The organism is Cystobacter fuscus (assembly GCF_002305875.1).
GTDB lineage: Bacteria > Myxococcota > Myxococcia > Myxococcales > Myxococcaceae > Cystobacter > Cystobacter fuscus_A.
This window is the reverse complement of the sequence record NZ_CP022098.1, coordinates 12,071,401-12,087,081: the sequence shown is the minus strand read 5'-3', so window position 1 is coordinate 12,087,081 and position 15,681 is coordinate 12,071,401. Positions and strand designations below refer to the sequence as shown.

At 71.6% G+C, this 15,681-nt stretch carries 16 protein-coding genes; 7 read left to right on the top strand and 9 right to left on the bottom strand.

Annotation, left to right across the window (positions count from 1 at the left end):
• Positions 1 to 4 precede the first annotated feature (4 nt).
• A complete protein-coding gene (locus tag CYFUS_RS49055; protein WP_095991524.1) occupies positions 5 to 1,939 on the bottom strand; it encodes a molecular chaperone DnaJ in 1,935 nt (644 codons plus the stop codon).
• A gap of 179 nt (positions 1,940 to 2,118) precedes the next feature.
• On the opposite strand from CYFUS_RS49055, the gene CYFUS_RS49050 reads away from it, so the two are divergent.
• Positions 2,119 to 2,337 carry a hypothetical protein gene (locus tag CYFUS_RS49050; protein ID WP_095991523.1) on the top strand — a complete coding sequence of 73 codons (219 nt, stop codon included), beginning with the start codon at positions 2,119 to 2,121 and terminating at the stop codon, positions 2,335 to 2,337.
• Here the strand turns inward: CYFUS_RS49050 and CYFUS_RS49045 are convergent, their stop codons facing one another.
• The 4 genes from CYFUS_RS49045 to CYFUS_RS49030 all read right to left on the bottom strand — a co-directional run bounded on the left by CYFUS_RS49045 (position 2,338) and on the right by CYFUS_RS49030 (position 5,634).
• Positions 2,338 to 3,150 carry an MBL fold metallo-hydrolase gene (locus tag CYFUS_RS49045; RefSeq protein WP_198316396.1) on the bottom strand — a complete coding sequence of 271 codons (813 nt, stop codon included), beginning with the start codon at positions 3,148 to 3,150 and terminating at the stop codon, positions 2,338 to 2,340.
• A gap of 63 nt (positions 3,151 to 3,213) precedes the next feature.
• Entirely contained in the window at positions 3,214 to 3,525 is a 312-nt protein-coding gene (locus tag CYFUS_RS49040) for a hypothetical protein (RefSeq protein ID WP_095991521.1), read from the bottom strand.
• Positions 3,526 to 3,621: 96 nt separating this feature from the next.
• Positions 3,622 to 4,896, bottom strand: coding sequence for an AmpG family muropeptide MFS transporter (locus CYFUS_RS49035; protein WP_232537258.1), 1,275 nt, complete (start codon positions 4,894 to 4,896; stop codon positions 3,622 to 3,624).
• A gap of 147 nt (positions 4,897 to 5,043) precedes the next feature.
• Positions 5,044 to 5,634, bottom strand: coding sequence for a hypothetical protein (locus CYFUS_RS49030; protein ID WP_095991519.1), 591 nt, complete (start codon positions 5,632 to 5,634; stop codon positions 5,044 to 5,046).
• Between the two features lie 202 nt (positions 5,635 to 5,836).
• On the opposite strand from CYFUS_RS49030, the gene CYFUS_RS49025 reads away from it, so the two are divergent.
• From CYFUS_RS49025 to CYFUS_RS49010, 4 genes are read left to right on the top strand one after another with little or no spacing between them, the layout of a single operon-like run.
• Positions 5,837 to 7,123 carry a LamB/YcsF family protein gene (locus tag CYFUS_RS49025; protein ID WP_095991518.1) on the top strand — a complete coding sequence of 429 codons (1,287 nt, stop codon included), beginning with the start codon at positions 5,837 to 5,839 and terminating at the stop codon, positions 7,121 to 7,123.
• On the top strand, positions 7,124 to 8,020 hold the full coding sequence (locus tag CYFUS_RS49020) for a biotin-dependent carboxyltransferase family protein (protein WP_095991517.1): 897 nt from the start codon (positions 7,124 to 7,126) through the stop codon (positions 8,018 to 8,020).
• Between the two features lie 35 nt (positions 8,021 to 8,055).
• On the top strand, positions 8,056 to 8,763 hold the full coding sequence (locus CYFUS_RS49015) for a YcnI family protein (protein ID WP_095991516.1): 708 nt from the start codon (positions 8,056 to 8,058) through the stop codon (positions 8,761 to 8,763).
• A 12-nt stretch (positions 8,764 to 8,775) separates the two neighbouring features.
• Entirely contained in the window at positions 8,776 to 8,988 is a 213-nt protein-coding gene (locus CYFUS_RS49010; RefSeq protein ID WP_157759097.1) for a hypothetical protein, read from the top strand.
• Between the two features lie 75 nt (positions 8,989 to 9,063).
• Here the strand turns inward: CYFUS_RS49010 and CYFUS_RS49005 are convergent, their stop codons facing one another.
• Entirely contained in the window at positions 9,064 to 9,459 is a 396-nt protein-coding gene (locus CYFUS_RS49005; RefSeq protein WP_095991514.1) for a hypothetical protein, read from the bottom strand.
• Positions 9,460 to 9,576: 117 nt separating this feature from the next.
• On the opposite strand from CYFUS_RS49005, the gene CYFUS_RS49000 reads away from it, so the two are divergent.
• Complete coding sequence (locus tag CYFUS_RS49000; RefSeq protein WP_095991513.1) at positions 9,577 to 10,158, top strand: GNAT family N-acetyltransferase; 582 nt, start codon at positions 9,577 to 9,579, stop codon at positions 10,156 to 10,158.
• 45 nt (positions 10,159 to 10,203) lie between these two features.
• On the opposite strand, the gene CYFUS_RS48995 is transcribed toward CYFUS_RS49000, so the two are convergent.
• Positions 10,204 to 10,611, bottom strand: coding sequence for a plasmid stabilization protein (locus tag CYFUS_RS48995; protein ID WP_095991512.1), 408 nt, complete (start codon positions 10,609 to 10,611; stop codon positions 10,204 to 10,206).
• A gap of 85 nt (positions 10,612 to 10,696) precedes the next feature.
• On the opposite strand from CYFUS_RS48995, the gene CYFUS_RS48990 reads away from it, so the two are divergent.
• Positions 10,697 to 11,560, top strand: a complete 864-nt coding sequence (locus CYFUS_RS48990; protein ID WP_232537257.1) for an alpha/beta fold hydrolase — start codon at positions 10,697 to 10,699, stop codon at positions 11,558 to 11,560.
• 11 nt (positions 11,561 to 11,571) lie between these two features.
• Here the strand turns inward: CYFUS_RS48990 and CYFUS_RS48985 are convergent, their stop codons facing one another.
• Together CYFUS_RS48985 and tkt are read right to left on the bottom strand one after the other, a co-directional pair.
• A complete protein-coding gene (locus CYFUS_RS48985) occupies positions 11,572 to 13,218 on the bottom strand; it encodes a hybrid sensor histidine kinase/response regulator (protein WP_095991510.1) in 1,647 nt (548 codons plus the stop codon).
• 353 nt (positions 13,219 to 13,571) lie between these two features.
• Positions 13,572 to 15,626 (bottom strand): transketolase, encoded by a 2,055-nt coding sequence (tkt, locus tag CYFUS_RS48980; RefSeq protein WP_095991509.1) that lies wholly within the window; start codon positions 15,624 to 15,626, stop codon positions 13,572 to 13,574.
• Positions 15,627 to 15,681: the final 55 nt, after the last annotated feature.

The window sequence follows — 15,681 nt, the reverse complement described above, 5'->3', positions numbered from 1 at the left end:
CGTGCTACCGGGCCGGGTCGGGCCGGAAGCGCCGCTCGATGCGTGAGCGCAACAGCTCCAACAGTTGCGCCTCGCTCTGGCCCGCCTCGGGGGCGAGCTTCAGGGTGACGGCGCCCCGGTCCACGCGTGCCTCGCCGTCGAGCACCTGTCCCGCCTGCACGAGCCGCACGTGCTCGGGAGCCAGCTCCACGCCGTAGGGTTGCAGGTACAGGTCCACGAAGCGCTGGCGCAACTGGGCCGCCGTGAGCGCCTCGCGCTCCTCGGGCAGCATCTGGAAGCTCACGCTCGTGCGCGCCAGCCGCACCGCCTGCTCCACCACCGTGCCCAGCCGCAGCGCGTGCGGCAGCAGCGCCTCCTGGCCCTCGGTGCGGCTGTAGAGCCAGTAGCTCTTCTGTGGATGGGCGCACAGTGGGCAGAGCTGGCCATGGCGCTCGTCGAGCCCCCGCGTGCGCAGCAGGTGTTGCAACAGCACCTCCTCGCCACAGCGCTTGCACTGCTCCTGCGGGCCGATCACCGCCAGCACCGAGCGGCCCCGCTCGGCCACGTCCGCCCGCTGGAGCGCCAGCGGTACGGCGGCGAGCAGCTCGGACTCGCGCAGTTGCAGGCCGAAGTGCACCTCTTTCTTCTTCTTCATCACCCGCAGGCCTGGCTCCAGGTGGCGCGGCAGTCGCGTGAGGGCCTCGTCGAACGGGGGCGCCTCCGGCATGTCGAGCTCGCGCAGCAACTCGTAGCGCTCGGCCCAGGCGTCGCTGGTGTCGAGTCCCGGCGGAGGGCGGCCGGCCGACTCGGCGAAGAAGGCCATGAGGGTGAGGGCCACCTGCCAGGGCTCCTGGGTGACGGCGTCCTCCAGCCAGCGGGCGAGCTCCCTCGCGGCGGGGGTGGCCCGCTGCCGCTCCAGGCGCAGCACTCCCTGGCGCACCAGGGGGCTCTCCAGCACCGGATCGAAGACGCGCAGCTTGCGGCCCTTGCCGCTCTTGATGAGCGTGTTCATGCGCTTGTTCCTCAGGGATGTCAGGGCGCGCGCGGCGCGCTCGAGCTGACGCATTCGGGCGCGGGCATCCCGCGCGAGCTCCTGGACTTCCTCCTCCATCTCGGCGCGCGTCTCGGTGAGGTAGTTACGGCCCTCGGCCTCGCGGCGCAGGGCCTCCTCGTACAGGCGCGCGGTGGCGGTGGAGCGCAGGCGCTCGCGCTGCTCGCGCAGGGAGTGGGCCGCCGTGGAGAGCACCTGGATGCGCCGCTCGAGGTGCGCCAGTCGCGCGTCCTCGGTGAGCGTGTCCTCGGGCTCGCCTGCCCCCACCCGCGCGGCGAGCAGCTCCATCGTGGCGCGATCCCCCGCCGAGTACGCCGCGTTGACGCGCGCCATGAGCCCGTCCAGCCGCTCGCGCTCCTCGTCCGTCTGCGCGAGATCCGGATGCAGCAGCCGCGCCAGGCGCCGCCGCAGCCGCTTGAGATCCACGGCCTCGTCCTCGGCCCCTTCGCCCGAGTCCGCTCCGGCGGAGCGCTCGCCCTCGGGCAGGGCGTCGTCCTCGTCCTCGAAGTCCTCGGTGTCTTCGTCCTCGTCCTCGGGCGGGGGAGGGGTGGACACACGCGGGGAGGTGGGAGCGGGAGCGTGCCGCGCGTCCGCGGGGGTGGGGGGCTGTGGGGGCTGCTCCAACAGGCGGATGAGGGCGCTGGTGGCGTCCTGGAGGTGGCGCAGCCGGCGCAGGAGCCGCTCGGAGCGGCTCACCGTCTCGGAGGCGGCGGAGAGGGTGTCCTCGTAGGCCCGGGCGAAGCGCTCCAGTTCTCCCCCGAGCGCGTCGATCTCCGCGTCCAGGGCGTCGATCTCCGCGAGGAGTTCTTGCAGGCGCAGCTCCGCGCGGCGAAGGGGCGTCTCCTCGAGCGGAGGGACGTGGAGCAGAGCCGTCTCGGGGGCGAGCGGTGCGGTCGACGAGGAAGACATGGGGGAGGGGCGAGACCCGTGCAGGGTAATCCGGTGGCCGGGTGATCGCTCGGAAACCTCTCGGGAGCAAGGCCGTGCCCGCCCGGAAGGCGGGCGAGGGGAAAACAGGTGGGTGCGCGGTGCAAGGGGTGGGAAGTCCGGCTTATGCTCTCCGGAAACCCCTTACCTGGAGGTCGTCCATGGCGGGCAGGGATCCCAATCGGCGCATCTACGGCTCTCGGCCGCTGGGCCGGGTGAACAGCGGCCAGGATCAGTTCGACAAGGAGGCCCAGGAGGGCGCTCCCGAGTCCCCCACGGATCAGGTGCGCGAGCAGCGGGGGATGAACGCCTCGCTCAATCCGAACCGCAAGAGCTTCGCGGCCAGCCTGGAGCGCTTCGCGCCGCCGAAGAAGAAGTAGCTACCCGGCCAGGGCGCGCCATTCCTTCTCGTCGTGGGCGCAGAACACCCGCACCCGGTCGGACTGGGTGCGCACCAGCTCGCGCAGCCGCTCGCGGTTGTGCAGCCGCTCCGGGCCCTTCATCTGGAGGGCGCTCTGCATCAGGCGCAGCCCGAGCGGGCAGCGATCCGTGGGCTCCATCTCCCCGTGGAAGAAGTAGGCGTCGCCCGCGTGCAGGAGCCACCGCGCGCCCGTGTCCACCGCCACCGCGCAGTGGCCGCGCGTGTGGCCCACCAGCGGCACGAGGAGGAGCTCCGGCGGCAGGCCCTCCAACTGGCGCACGCACTCGAAGCCGAACCACGGCTCGCCCCGGGTCGTCTCGTAGAGCTTCCAGTCCGGGCCATGGGCCCACTGCACGTCCTGGTAGCGCTGGCGCTCGCGCAAGGCGCGCTTGTCCCGGGCCGCCGCGTGCTCCGTCGCGTACACGTGGACCCGCGCCTGGGGGAAGTCCGGCAGTCCTCCGGCATGGTCCAGGTCCAGGTGGGTGAGCACGATGTGGCGCACGTCCTCGCGCCGGAAGCCGAGCTTCTCCACCTGCCGCGCCATGGTCTGCTCGGGATTCCACCTCGGGCCCATGGGGCCCATGCCCCGGCGCACGCTCTGGTGGGAGGGTGCCTGGATGTCCTCCAGCCCCAGGGCCGTGTCCACCAGCACCAGCCCCTCGCTCGTCTCGATGAGCAGGCAGTGGCACACCAGGCACCCGTTCGGGTCTCCCAACAGCAGGCCCCGGCCCACCGGACACAGCGTCGAGCCATTCAAATGATGAACGCGCATGGGCGGTGAGAATGGACCGCCACGCACGTGTGTCAATCCGCTTCGCGGGGAGGGGAGGACGGCTCAGTCCGTCTCGGGCTTCTGATCCGCATAGGCCGCCCAATAGCTCGAGGGGAGCGGATTGGTGCCCTGGTCACTGCGCACCCCATCCCCATCGGGGAGCGCGCCCACGCCTCCGCTGGCCCGCTCCCGCTCGGCTTCCTCCTCTTCCTCCTCCATGCCGGGCCGGGCCTTGCGCTCGTGCTCGGGCAGTTGGTGGGCCCCTTGTGCCTCACGTCCGGCGTCGGACTTCTCTTCGTCCCGCGCGCTCATGGGACGCCCGAACATGTCCTCGGCGGGTTGCTTCGGGGGAGCCTGCGTCTCGCGTTTCGCCATGATGGTCGTGCCTCCGTCCCCATAACTTCGGCAGGCTTCTTCCCACCAGCAACCAGGCGATCGTGCCCGCAGGGAGGGCAGGCGGGCGGAGGGACGTCAGGCGGCGGTGGCGGGCGCGGGGGGAGAGGCGGGGGGCGGCTCCTCGACGGGCTGGGCGATGCCCTCGGGGAGGAAGGCGAGCAGGACGAGGGCGGGCAGGGCGAGCACCACGGTGAGGCCGAAGAAGCCGGCCCAGCCGATGCCCTCGGCGAGGAAGCCCGAGGTGGCCGAGAGCATGCGTCCGCCGAAGTTGGCCAGCGCCGAGAGCAGGGCGAACTGGGTGGCGCTGAAGCGCTTGTTGCACAGCGACATGGTGAAGGCGCCGAACGCCGTGGTGGCCATGCCGCCGCAGATGTTGTCCGAGCAGATGGCGAGCGCGAGCACCGCGTGGTTCTTGCCCACCAGCGCCAGCGCGAGGAAGGTGAGGTTGGTGACGGCCTGCAGGGCGCCGAAGACGAAGAGGCTGCGGCGCAGGCCCATGCGCGCGAGCAGCATGCCGCCAAAGAGCGCCCCGACGATGGTGGCCGCCATGCCCACGCCCTTGCTGATGGTGCCCACCTCCAGGTTGGAGAAGCCCATCTTGAGGAAGAAGGGCGTGGTCATGCCCCCGGCGATGGCGTCGCCGAGCTTGTAGAGCAGCAGGAAGAGCAGCGCGAGCAGCGCCCCGTCCCGGCGGAAGTAGTCGACGAAGGGGACGACGGCGGCCTCGGCGAGGGTGCGGGGGGGACGCTGGCCCTGGGGCTCGGCGGCGACGAGCGTGGCGATGACGCCCACGAGCATGAGCGCCGCCATGATCCAGTAGGTGCGCGGCCAGCCGATGAACTGCGAGAGGCTGAGCGCCACCGCCCCCGCGGCGATCATCCCGAAGCGGTAGCCCATGACGAAGGTGGCCACGCCGAAGCCGCGCTCGGCCTCGGAGAGGGTGTCGGTGCGCCACGCGTCCGACACGACGTCCTGGCTGGAGGAGAGGAACGCCACGAGCAGCGCCAGGCTCGCCATGGCCAGGGGCGAGTCCTTGGGGTTGACCAGTCCCATGGTGGCGATGGCGACCATGAGCCCGAGCTGCGTGACCAGCATCCATCCGCGCCTGCGCCCGAGGAAGGGCAGCGCGTAGCGGTCCATGAAGGGCGCCCAGATGAACTTGAAGGTGTAGGGCGTGGCCACCAGGGTGAAGACGCCGATCGTCTTCAGGTTGATGCCCTCGTTCGTCATCCAGGCCGACAGCGTGCCGCCCACGAGCAGCAGCGGGAGCCCGGAGGCGAAGCCGAGCGCGACGAGGAGCCACGCGCGGGGACTGGCGAGGATCTGGAGCAGGGAAGTCTTTTGGGCCATGGGCGAGGGCTCCACCATACCGGTCCTGGCGGAGAATCCCTCCTGTCTGGCGCTACCGGGGTCGGAAGCGTCGCCCGCCTGTCAGCCCGGGAGCGGGCCCGGGGGGCGTTCTGTCGGGTCTTCCCCCTTCACACCGGGGCGCGCGGCTCAGTAGCGGCGGTGGTCATCGCGCCACTCGCGGCGGTCCTCCTGACGCTCGCGCTTGTCCTCGCGCATCTCCTGCTTGTTGTCGCGGATCTCCTGGCGCCCCATCTGGATGAGCTGGGTGATGAGGGTGCGCGTGCGGTGCAGGTCGGCCGGCCTGCGGCTGCCCACGAGCGAGGACAGCTCCCGGGCGATGGACGAGCGGGCCGACATCGAGGCCGCCTCCGTCCGGGCATCCCGGACGTCATCGCGCCGGTCGCGGCGATCATCCCACCCCCCCCGGTCTCTCTCATCGCGGCGGATCTCCCGCCGGTCCGCGGTCAGCTCCTGGCGGCCCTCGGCCAGCTCGGCCCGCATCAGGTCGCGCAGCCGCGTCTCCACGTCGCGCATCGCGCCCTCGTCGCGCCGGGCCTGGGCGCTGTCGAAGCGCCGCAGCACGTCCTCCAGCTCGCGCACGTCATAGCGGTCATCGCGCATCTCCGCCTTGTTCTGCCGGTCCTCCTGGCGGTTCTGCGCGCGCTCGCGGGGTTGGGCGGAGGCGGCCCCCGCGGAAAAGAGGACGGCGGCGAGCACTGCGGAGCCAAGGCGCTTCATGGTGGATTCTCCTGGAGAGGGTAAGGTCGTAAAGGAAGGGAGTCGCCGTTTCTCGGCAACGCGGGCTCGGACGGCGGCTCTGTCTTTTTATTCGAGCCCACGCGCCCGTCCGGATGTTCACCCATAAGAGGTTCTCGGGGTTGCTCGGCCGGAGAGCGGGGCGGGCTGCGCTAGGCTCGGCCAGGCTCGGTTCGGGGGTGCCATGGTGGAGTGTCTGCTGAACATCGATCTGGGCGAGCTGCCGGATGAGGACGAGCGGCTCTACGTCCACGCGCAAGTGGCCCACATCGCCTGCGGAGGGCATGCGGGCGACACGGCCTCCATGCGCCGGGCACTCGAGGCGTGCGCGCGCCACGGCACGCGCGCCGGAGCGCATCCCTCCTTCGAGGACCGGGAACACTTCGGCCGCCGGGAGCTCACCGTGGCCCCCGAGCTGCTGCGCTCCCAGGTGGCCGCGCAGTGTGCCCGGCTGGCGACCCTGGCCGCGGAGGTGGGAGTGCCCGTGTACTCGGCCAAGCCGCACGGCGCCCTGTACCACGCGGCCAACCGCGACCCCGCGCTCGCCCGCGCCGTGGTGGACGGGGTGGTGGAGGCACTGGGCTCGGGGACGGTCTTCGTGGGGCCGGCCACGGGCGCGCTGCGCGAGGCGGCACGGGAGGCGGGGCTCGCCTATGCGCGCGAGGGCTTCGCGGACCGGGGCACGCGGCCGGATGGGTCGCTCATCCCCCGGGGCGAGCCGGGCGCGGTGCTGACCGACCCCGGGGTGGCGCGCGACAACGCGCTGCGCCTGAGCCTGGGCGGCGCGGTGGACACACTGTGCGTGCATGGGGACTCGCCGGGCGCGGTGGAGATGGCGCGCGAGGTGCGCGCGGTGCTGGACGTGCTGGCCATGCGCACCGAGCCCCTGGGTGAAGGGGCGCTGCGGCTCGTGCTGCCCGAGCGGCTGGAGCGGCGCGGGGTGCTGGAGGCGCTCCAGGCCATCCCGGGCGTGCTGGACGTGGTGGTGGGCGAGGCGCATGCCTGCGTGTACTTCGATCCGGCGGCGCCTCCGGAGGAGCCCCGGCGCGTGCTGGGCCGGAGCGCGGGCCGACTCGTGTCACCCGAGGAGCGGCCCCTCGTCATCGTCCGGGTGCGCTACGACGGGCCGGACCTCGAGGCGGTGGCGGAGCGGGTGGGGCTGGCGGTGGACGACGTGGCGCTGCTGCATTCCTCGTGCGAGTACACGGTGCGCGCGGTGGGCTTCATGCCCGGCTTCGCCTACCTGGGCGAGGTGGATGCGCGCATCGAGGTGCCCCGGTTGGCCATGCCGAGGCCCGTGGTTCCGGAGCACGCGGTGGGCATCGCCGGGCGGCGCACCGGCATCTATCCCTTCGCCTCGCCGGGGGGGTGGAACCTCATCGCCACCGCCGTGGACTTTTCTCCCTTTCATCCCGGCAGCGGGGCGCGTTTGCGGCTCGGGGACCGGGTGCTCTTCGAGCGGGTGGACTGAATGGACGCGCGATTGGAGGTGCTCGACGTTCGGGGGCCGGTGGCCGTGCAGGACGGAGGCCGCCCGGGCCGCATGCACCAGGGCGTGCCGCCGGGAGGCGCGCTGGTGCCGGAGTGGCTCGCCGCGGCCAACCGCGCGGTGGGCAACGCGTGGAGCGCGGCGGCGCTCGAGTGTTACGGGCGGCTGGATTTGCGGGTGACGGGCCGGAGTGCGTGGGTGTCGGTGGGGGGCGAGGCCTTCCAGGTGGCCGACGGGGAGTCCTTCCGCGTGTCCGCGCCCGAGCGGGGCGTGGTGCGCTACGTGGCCGTGGAAGGAGGGCTCGCCGTGCCCGAGGTGCTCGGAGGGCGGGGCCTGTTGCCGGTGGCGCGGCTCGGTGGCTGGGAGGGTCGGATGCTGCGGCCCGGGGACGTGTTGCCCCTGGGCGTGGGGGGAAGTGAGCGGCTCGCGCCGAAGCTCGTCGAGTCACCCGGGGAGGTGATTCGCGTGGTGTGGGGGCCGGAGCCGGGCCGCTTCGATCCGGGGGCCCAGGAGGCGTTGCTCTCGGGGCGCTTCACGGTCTCGCCCACGAGCGATCGGGTGGGGATGCGGCTGCGCGGGCCCCACCTGGCCCATGCGGACACGGGCTCGGGCGTGTCGGGCCCCATGGTGCGCGGCGCCCTCCAGGTGCCCGCCTCCGGTGAGCCCATCGTGCTCGGGCCGGACCATCCCACCCTGGGGGGCTACCCGGTGCTCGCGGTGGTCATCCGCGCGGATTGGGGCCTGCTGGCCTCGCGCCGGCCCGGCGAGACGGTGCGCTTCGCCGCGGTGGGCGTGGACGAGGCCCGCGCGGCCTGGAAACGTCTGGCCGTGGATGGTGCGACAACATGTCTCATTCCGGGCACGGGGGCCGGCTCCTAGAAGGCACTCCTCGCCCGTCGCCTGGAGGAGTTCAGATGAAGGTTTCATCGCGGACGCTGTCGGCCATCGCGGCCTTCCTGCTGTGCCACACCGCCGAGGCCCATATCGGCCTGTCCACCACGGCACAGCCCATCGCGGCCACCACCCAGGAGCTGTCCTTCCTGGTGGGTCATGGCTGCGACGGCCTGGACACCTACCGCATCGAGGTGCGGATCCCCGAGGGCGTGGGCGGCGTGCGGCCGTTGGACTCGGCGTTCGGCCGGGCCGTGGTGACCAAGGATGACACGGGCCGGGTGAAGGCGGTGACGTGGACGAAGCCCGAGGCCAGCGTGCTGCCCGAGGACACCCAGTTCTACAAGGTGACCCTGCGCGCCAGCCTGCCCAATGCCCCCTTCACCGCGCTGTACTTCCCGACGATCCAGACCTGCCGCGCGCCGGACGGCACCGAGAAGGTCGCGGAGTGGGTGAGCACCTCCGGCGAGCACGGCCACCTGGCCGAGGGCTCCACCGAGCTGCCGGCGCCCTCCCTCGTCATCGTGCCGTCGCGCACGCCCGGGTGGAACAAGTACACGGTGACGCAGCACGTGCATGACCTGAGCGTCTTCAAGGACGCTCAAATCGTCTGGGCGGGCAGTGCCGCCTACAGCCCCAGCGACTACATCTCCGGCCTCATCGCCCAGGAGCCGAACACCCAGGTGCTCCAGCAGATCCACCCCGGGACCGAGATCTGGGTCCGGTACTGAGCGAGGCTGACCGTGAGACGTCCCTGGCTCGTCGTGATCGCGCTGTCGTCGTTGTCGCTGGCCTGCCCCGCGGGCACCGTGGATCCCGGTCCGGGTGACTCGGGAACGCCACCGGCCTCCGCGTCCGGGTTGCCCTCGGAGCTGCGGCCACCCACCCCTGGCTCCAGCATGGAGCGTCCCCCCGAGGGGAAGGGCCTGCCCGAGCACCTCAAGCCGCCTCGCTGAGGGGCTCCCCGTCAGACACGACGGGCCCCCGGGGAGTGATGCCCGGAGGCCCGACGGGTCCCGCGGCCCGTGTGCCTACTGCTTGGGCATGGGCTGCATGTCCTCGGTCATGGTGTCGTCGTCGTCCATGGACGAGTCGATGGGCGGCGTGGTCTTCATCGGCTCGTCGATGGGCTCGTTGCCGATGGCGTCCGGAGGAGGCGTCATGCCGTCCGGCTCCAGACCGGAGCCACCCGTGCCGGGCTCGTCGATGGGTGTGTTGTGCACGTCCGGTTCGCGCTCGCGGATACCGTCATCGGGCAGCGGAGCGGGCTGGGGCGTGTCGAAGCCCGTGCCACCCGTGCCGGCGTCCTCGGTCGTGGCCGGCGTCATCGGCTCCGGGCTCGTGGTGGCCGTGTCCGTCTTGCACGCGGTCCCGAACGCCACCGCCCCCGTGAGAAGCCCCGCCAGCAGAAGTTTCGTCTTCGTCATGTGTCTTCCCTCCCTGTTGTCGTGCTGGGCGGAAGGTGCGGAGTCCCCGAGTCGCGTGCAGCGAACGGCTGCCCGTCAGGCCGCCCTGTTCGGTGGGGTGGAGTAGGGTGCCCGGCCATGACCTCTCCCGAACTCCGGTTGGTGCCCGCGCTGCCCGAGCACGTGGACATGTGGAGGGCCCTGCGCGAGGAGCCCGTCTCCCGGCGGCTGGTGCCCCTGGAGCCCTCGTCGCGCGAGTCCCTGCTCGAGCGGCTCCAGGCGGCGACGCATGACCTGGGTCACCCCACGGCCACGAGCTTCCGGTGGATGGTGGAGTGGGACGGACGGCTCGTCGGCACGGTGTCCGCGCGGGAGCTGTCGCGCTTCCACGGGCGCGTGGAGATTGGCTACATGCTCTCGAGCGGTTTTCACGGGCAGGGGCTGGGCACGCGCGCGGTGGCGGGCGTGGTGGCGGGCCTCTTCGACGCCTGGCCCTTCCTGCACCGCGTCTGGCTCACCACGGCGGAGGACAACCTCGCGTCACAGGCCCTGGCGCGCAAGCTCGGCTTCACCCAGGAGGGGTTGATGCGCGGGCACTTCCTCATCGAGGGGCGGCGTAAGGATCAACAGGTCTGGGGTCTCTTGCGGCCCGAGTGGGAAGCGCGCCGGGCGCACCTCACCTTCCCGTTCGCTCGGATGCACGGCCCGGCTCCTCGCTGAGCCGGGCGCGTCCGGGGTGCTCCACGTGCCTCGTGTTCCCGCGGCTCACGAGCGCTTGCGCGGGCTGCTCGAGCGCTTCGCCGTGGCGCGCTTGGTGGTGGTGCCGCGCCTGGCGGTGGTGCGCTTGGCCGCTCCCCGCTTGGCGGCCGCGGTGCGCTTGACGGCCTTGCTCTTGCGTGTGGCCGCGGCCTTCTTGGCGGCGGTGGAGCGCTGGGCGGTGGTGCGCTTGGACATGCTGCGCTGACCGCCGCGCCGGGAGGACTGGTGGGTCTCGGGCTTGCCGTAGCCGGAGCCGCCGGGCTTTTCTCCGCCGTGGGACTCGGCGTTCACCGTGGCCCAGGCCCGGCGCACGGCCTCCTTCTTGTCCGTCCCATGTTGCTCGTAGCTCTTCTCGATATGCTCGGCGCGGCGCTTCTGCTTGTCGGTGTATTTGCTCTTGTCTCCACGGGGCATGAGGGCACCCTCCTTGACACTCAATTTGAGGTGGCTCGTTCCAGATGCAACCGACCCGGCCGTCATTGAGTCACCCAGGAGATGAATGTCGATGCGTGATGAGCCAGGAGTCGTCCCCGGGATTGGCATCTCGTCGCTGGAGCACCAGGGCTGCCGTCTCTCGTATGGCGTGGAGGGCTCGGGTACTCCGGTGGTGCTCATCCAGGGCGTGGCCGTGCAGGGCGAGGCCTGGCGCCCCCAGCTCGACGGGCTCACGGCGCACCACCGCTGCCTGTGGTTCGACAACCGGGGACTCGGCCGCAGCCAGCCCCTGGGCGTCGCGCTCAGCGTCGCCCAGATGGCCGAGGACGTCCGCGCCCTGCTGGACGCGCAAGGTTGGGACTCGGCGCACGTCGTCGGGCACTCGCTGGGAGGGCTCATCGCCCAGCACCTCGCGCTGACCGAGCGTGCGCGCGTGCGCAGCCTGTCCCTGTTGTGCACCTTCGCCCGGGGCCGTCATGTGACGGTGCCCTCGCTCCGCATGATGTGGCTGGGGTTGCGCTCGCGCGTGGGCCCGCGCGCCTGGCGCCGCCGCGCCTTCCTTCGCATGGTGATGCCGCCCGACGCCTTCCTCCAGGAGGACCCCGACGCGCTCGCCGGCCGCCTCGCGCACCTCTTCGGCCATGACCTGGCGGACTCGCCCCCGGTGGCGATGCGGCAGATGGCGGCCATGGGGGCCTATGACTCCACGCCCCGGCTCCAGGAGCTCGCGGGCCTGCCCACCCTGGTGGTGAGCGCCACGGAGGATCCCATCGCCCCTCCTCGCCTGGGCCGGGTGCTCGGCGAGGGCATTCCCGGGGCGCGCTACGTGGAGTTCCCCGGCGCCTCCCACGGGGTGACCATTCAACACGCCGGACGCATCAACACGCTGCTGCTCGAACATCTCGCGCAGGCCGACGCGCCGCGTTGACTCCCCCGTGTTCAGGTCCTCGCGGCGCCGAAGCGGCCCGACAGCGAGGCGAGCACCACGAGCAGCTCCACGGGCTCCACGGGCTTGGGCACGTGGCTGTGGAAGCCCGCGAGCAGCACCCGGGTCCGGTCTTCCACGCGCGCGTAGGCGGTGAGCGCGACGGCGGGGGTGCGGCCGCCCTCCTTGGGGGGGAGCGCCCGGACGCGGGAGATGAGGGTGAAGCCGTCCTCGCCCGGCATGCCGATGTCGGAGATGAGCACGTCGGGCCGCTCCTCCTTGAGCCGCTCGAGGCCCTCGGCCACGGACGCGGCGGTGCTCACCTCGGCGTGGCATTCCTCCAGCAGGGTGCGCAGCAGCTCGCGTGTGTCCTGCTCGTCATCCACGACGAGCACGCGCAGGCCCGTGAGTTCCGGCGGACAGGGAATGCCCGGGTAGGCGCGTTGCAGCGAGGGCGGGAGGGTGGCCTCGCGGCGCATGGCCACGGACAGGGGCAGGCGCACGATGAAGGTGGCGCCCTTGCCGTCGCCCTCGCTGAAGGCGGCCACGGTGCCGCCGTGCATCTCCACGAGCTGCTTGACGATGGACAGGCCCAGTCCGAGTCCGCCGGTCCTCCGGGAGAGGGGCCCGTCGGCCCGGCGGAAGCGCTCGAAGACGTGGGGGAGGAACTCCGGGGCGATGCCCGGGCCCGTGTCCGCCACGGTGATCTCCACCGCCGAGTCCCGCCGCTCGACGAAGACCTGGACGCGCCCGCCCTTGGGGGTGAACTTCACCGCGTTGGACAAGAGGTTCCACACCACCTGCTGCAACCGGTGCGCGTCCCCCATGACGTGGCCGGTGGAGTCCAGCGCCGTCTGCAACCGCAGGCCCTTGGCGTCCGCGGCGGGGCGCACCGAGTCGAGCGCCTGCTGCACCACGTCACTCACCTCCACGGGCTCCACGTCCAGCTTGAGCTTGCCGGACATGATGCGGCTCACGTCGAGCAGGTCCTCGATGAGCTGGCCCTGGGCCCGGGCGTTGCGCTCCACCGTCTCCAGGGCCCGCTCGTGCTTTTCCGGCGGCAGGTTGCCATTGCGCAGCACCTGTACCCAGCCGAGCATCGCCGTGAGGGGGGTGCGCAGCTCGTGGCTCACCGTGGCGAGGAACTCGTCCTTGAGGCGGTTGGCCTCCTCGGCTTCCTGGCGCGCGGCCTTCTCGCTCGCGAGCAGCCGTTCCCACTCGTGCTCGCCGCGGGCGTCGAGAGAGGGGAGGGCCTCCGGGAGCAGTCGCCCCTCGGCGTCGCGCGAGGGCCGCTCACGCGGCGTCCCGGCGGCCGTGATGCCCGAGGTGATGAAGCGGGTGAGGACGCGCGCCTCGCCCGGGGTGAGTACGCCGCCTTCCTCCTGGAGCAGGTCCGTCACCGCCTCGCCCAGCGACTCATGGACGGCGAGCGCGAGCGGGAGGGTGTCTCTCCGAGCGAGCCAGGAGGGCGGAGGGGGAGCGCCTCCGGAGGCGGGATGTTCGTCCAGCGCGCGAGTCAGTCCGTGGAACAACTCGGACAGCTCGGAGGGCGAGGGCAGCTCCCCAGGGGCGGCCCGCGGCAGGCTCCGGTGCAGGGCTTCGCTCCAGCGGCGCAGCAACTCCTCGCGCCGATCCTCGAGCACTGTCGCGAGATCACCCATGAGCGGCGTCCGCGAGCGAATCGGGTAGGGGAAGGCCCCGGGGGCTGAGCGCGTCTGTCTTGTCTTCAGACCACAATGTCAGTCTCCTCCCGACACAACATCCTCACGACCTACATCGATGGCACCTGGGGACAGGTTGCCAGGACGGGTCACAGTGGGGCGGGGTGGATGCCCCGTCGCGGACCGGTCGGGGCCCTGTGTCGGGAGGGCGTGGGCGTCAATGGGAGGCGCGAGAGGGCCACGCCCGGACGTGGGGCGGTCGCTTCCCTGGTGTCCGCTCGGGCTGCGACCGGACGGGACTGTCTGGCGTTGGGGTGGGGCCGCGGGGGAGCCACCCCGCGGCCCCGAGGGGACTACTGCTTCGCGGACTTCAGCACCTCACGGGCGGTCTCGAGGACCTTCTCCGTGTTGAAGCCAAACTTCTGCAGCAGGTTCTTCAGCGGGGCGGACGCGCCGAAGGTACGCATGCCAATGACCTTGCCGCTCAGGCCCACCCAGCGCTCCCAGCCGAACGCCGCGCCCTGCTCCACGGCCACGCGCGCGGTGACGGCGCGGGGCAGCACCTTCTCCCGGTACGCCTCGTCCTGCTGCTCGAACAGCTCCCACGAGGGCATGCTCACCACGCGCGCCTTGATGCCCTCGCTCTTGAGCTTCTCGTACGCCTCCACGCACAGGTGCACCTCGCTGCCGGTGCCGATGAGGATGACGTCCGGCGTGCCCTCGCTGTCGGCGAGGATGTAGGCGCCCTTGGCCAGCCCCGAGGCCGGGCCGTACTTCGTGCGATCCAACGTGGGCAACGCCTGGCGCGTGAGCACGAGCACCACGGGCTGGTGCGTGAGCGGGGCGATGACGCGCCACGCCTCGGTCACCTCGTTGGCGTCGGCGGGGCGCAGCACGATGAGGCCGGGAATGGCGCGCAGGCTGGCGAGCTGCTCGACGGGCTGGTGCGTGGGGCCGTCCTCGCCCACGCCGATGGAGTCGTGGGTGAAGATGTGGATGGAGGGAATCTCCATGATGGACGACAGGCGGATGGCGGGCCGCTCGTAGTCGCTGAAGATGAAGAAGGTGGCGCTGTAGGCGCGCAGCCGGCTGAGGGCCAGGCCATTGGTGATGGCGCCCATGGCGTGCTCGCGCACCCCGTAGTGGATGTTGCGTCCGGACAGGTCCCCGGGCCGCATGGGGCCGGAGAACGTCAGGTACGTCTTGGTGGAGGGGTTCAGGTCCGCCGAGCCACCCACGAGCCACGGGTAGTTCTTCGCCAGGGCGTTGAGCACCTTGCCGCTGGAGTCGCGCGAGGCCAGGCCCTTGGGGTCCGCGGGGAAGGTGGGCAGCTCCTTGTCCCAGCCCTCGGGCAGCTCGCGCCGCTGCATGCGCTGGAGCTGCTCGGCCTGCTCCGGGTGCTGCTTCTTGTACTCGGCGAGCTTCGCCTCCCACTCGGTGCGCAGCTTGTGGCCGCGCGCGCCCACGCCTTGGGCGAAGCGCTCGCGCACGCCGTCGGGCACGAGGAACTTCGCGTCCTCGGGCCAGCCGTAGTTCTTCTTGGCGCCCTTGATTTCCGCCTCGCCCAGGGCCTCGCCGTGGGCGCTCGCGGTGCCCTGCTTCTTGGGCGCGCCAAAGCCAATCAGCGAGTGCACGATGATGAGCGTGGGCTGGCCGCGCTCCTGCTTGAAGGCGCGGAAGGCGCTGGAGAGCGCTTCCAGGTCATTGGCGTCCGCCACGCGCAGCACGCGCCAGCCATAGGCCTCGAAGCGCCGGCCCACGTCCTCGGTGAAGGCCAGCTCCGTGCTGCCGTCGATGCTGATGTGGTTGCTGTCGTAGATCCAGCACAGGTTGGACAGCTTCAGGTGGCCGGCCATGGAGGCGGCCTCGCTGGCCACGCCTTCCATCAGGTCGCCGTCGCCGCAGATGGCCCACACGTCGTAGTCGAACAGCTCGAAGCCCGGGCGGTTGAAGTGGTTGGCGAGCCACTGACTGGCCATGGCCATGCCCACCGAGTTGGAGACGCCCTGCCCCAGGGGGCCGGTGGTGGTCTCCACGCCGCTCGTCCAGCGGTACTCGGGGTGGCCGGGCGTGGAGCTGTCGAGCTGGCGGAACTTCTTGATGTCCTCGAGCGAGACGGCCACTTGCTGCTCCACGGAGTCCTCGCCGGTGACGCGGCGCACGCCCGTGAGGTGCAGGAGCGCGTAGAGGAGCATGGAGGCGTGCCCGTTGGAGAGCACGAAGCGGTCGCGGTTGGGCCAGACGGGCTGGGTGGGGTCGTAGCGCAGCTCCTGCTGCCAGAGCTGGTAGGCCACGGGGGCGAGCGCCATGGGCGCGCCCGGGTGGCCCGAGTGGGCTTGTTCCACCGCGTCCATGGCGAGGGTGCGGATGGTGTTGATGCAAAGCCAATCGGTGGGATCGTGTGGCATGTCTTGGGACTCCTGAATTTGGGCCAGGACCATGCCCCAAGAGGACCGGGAGTGC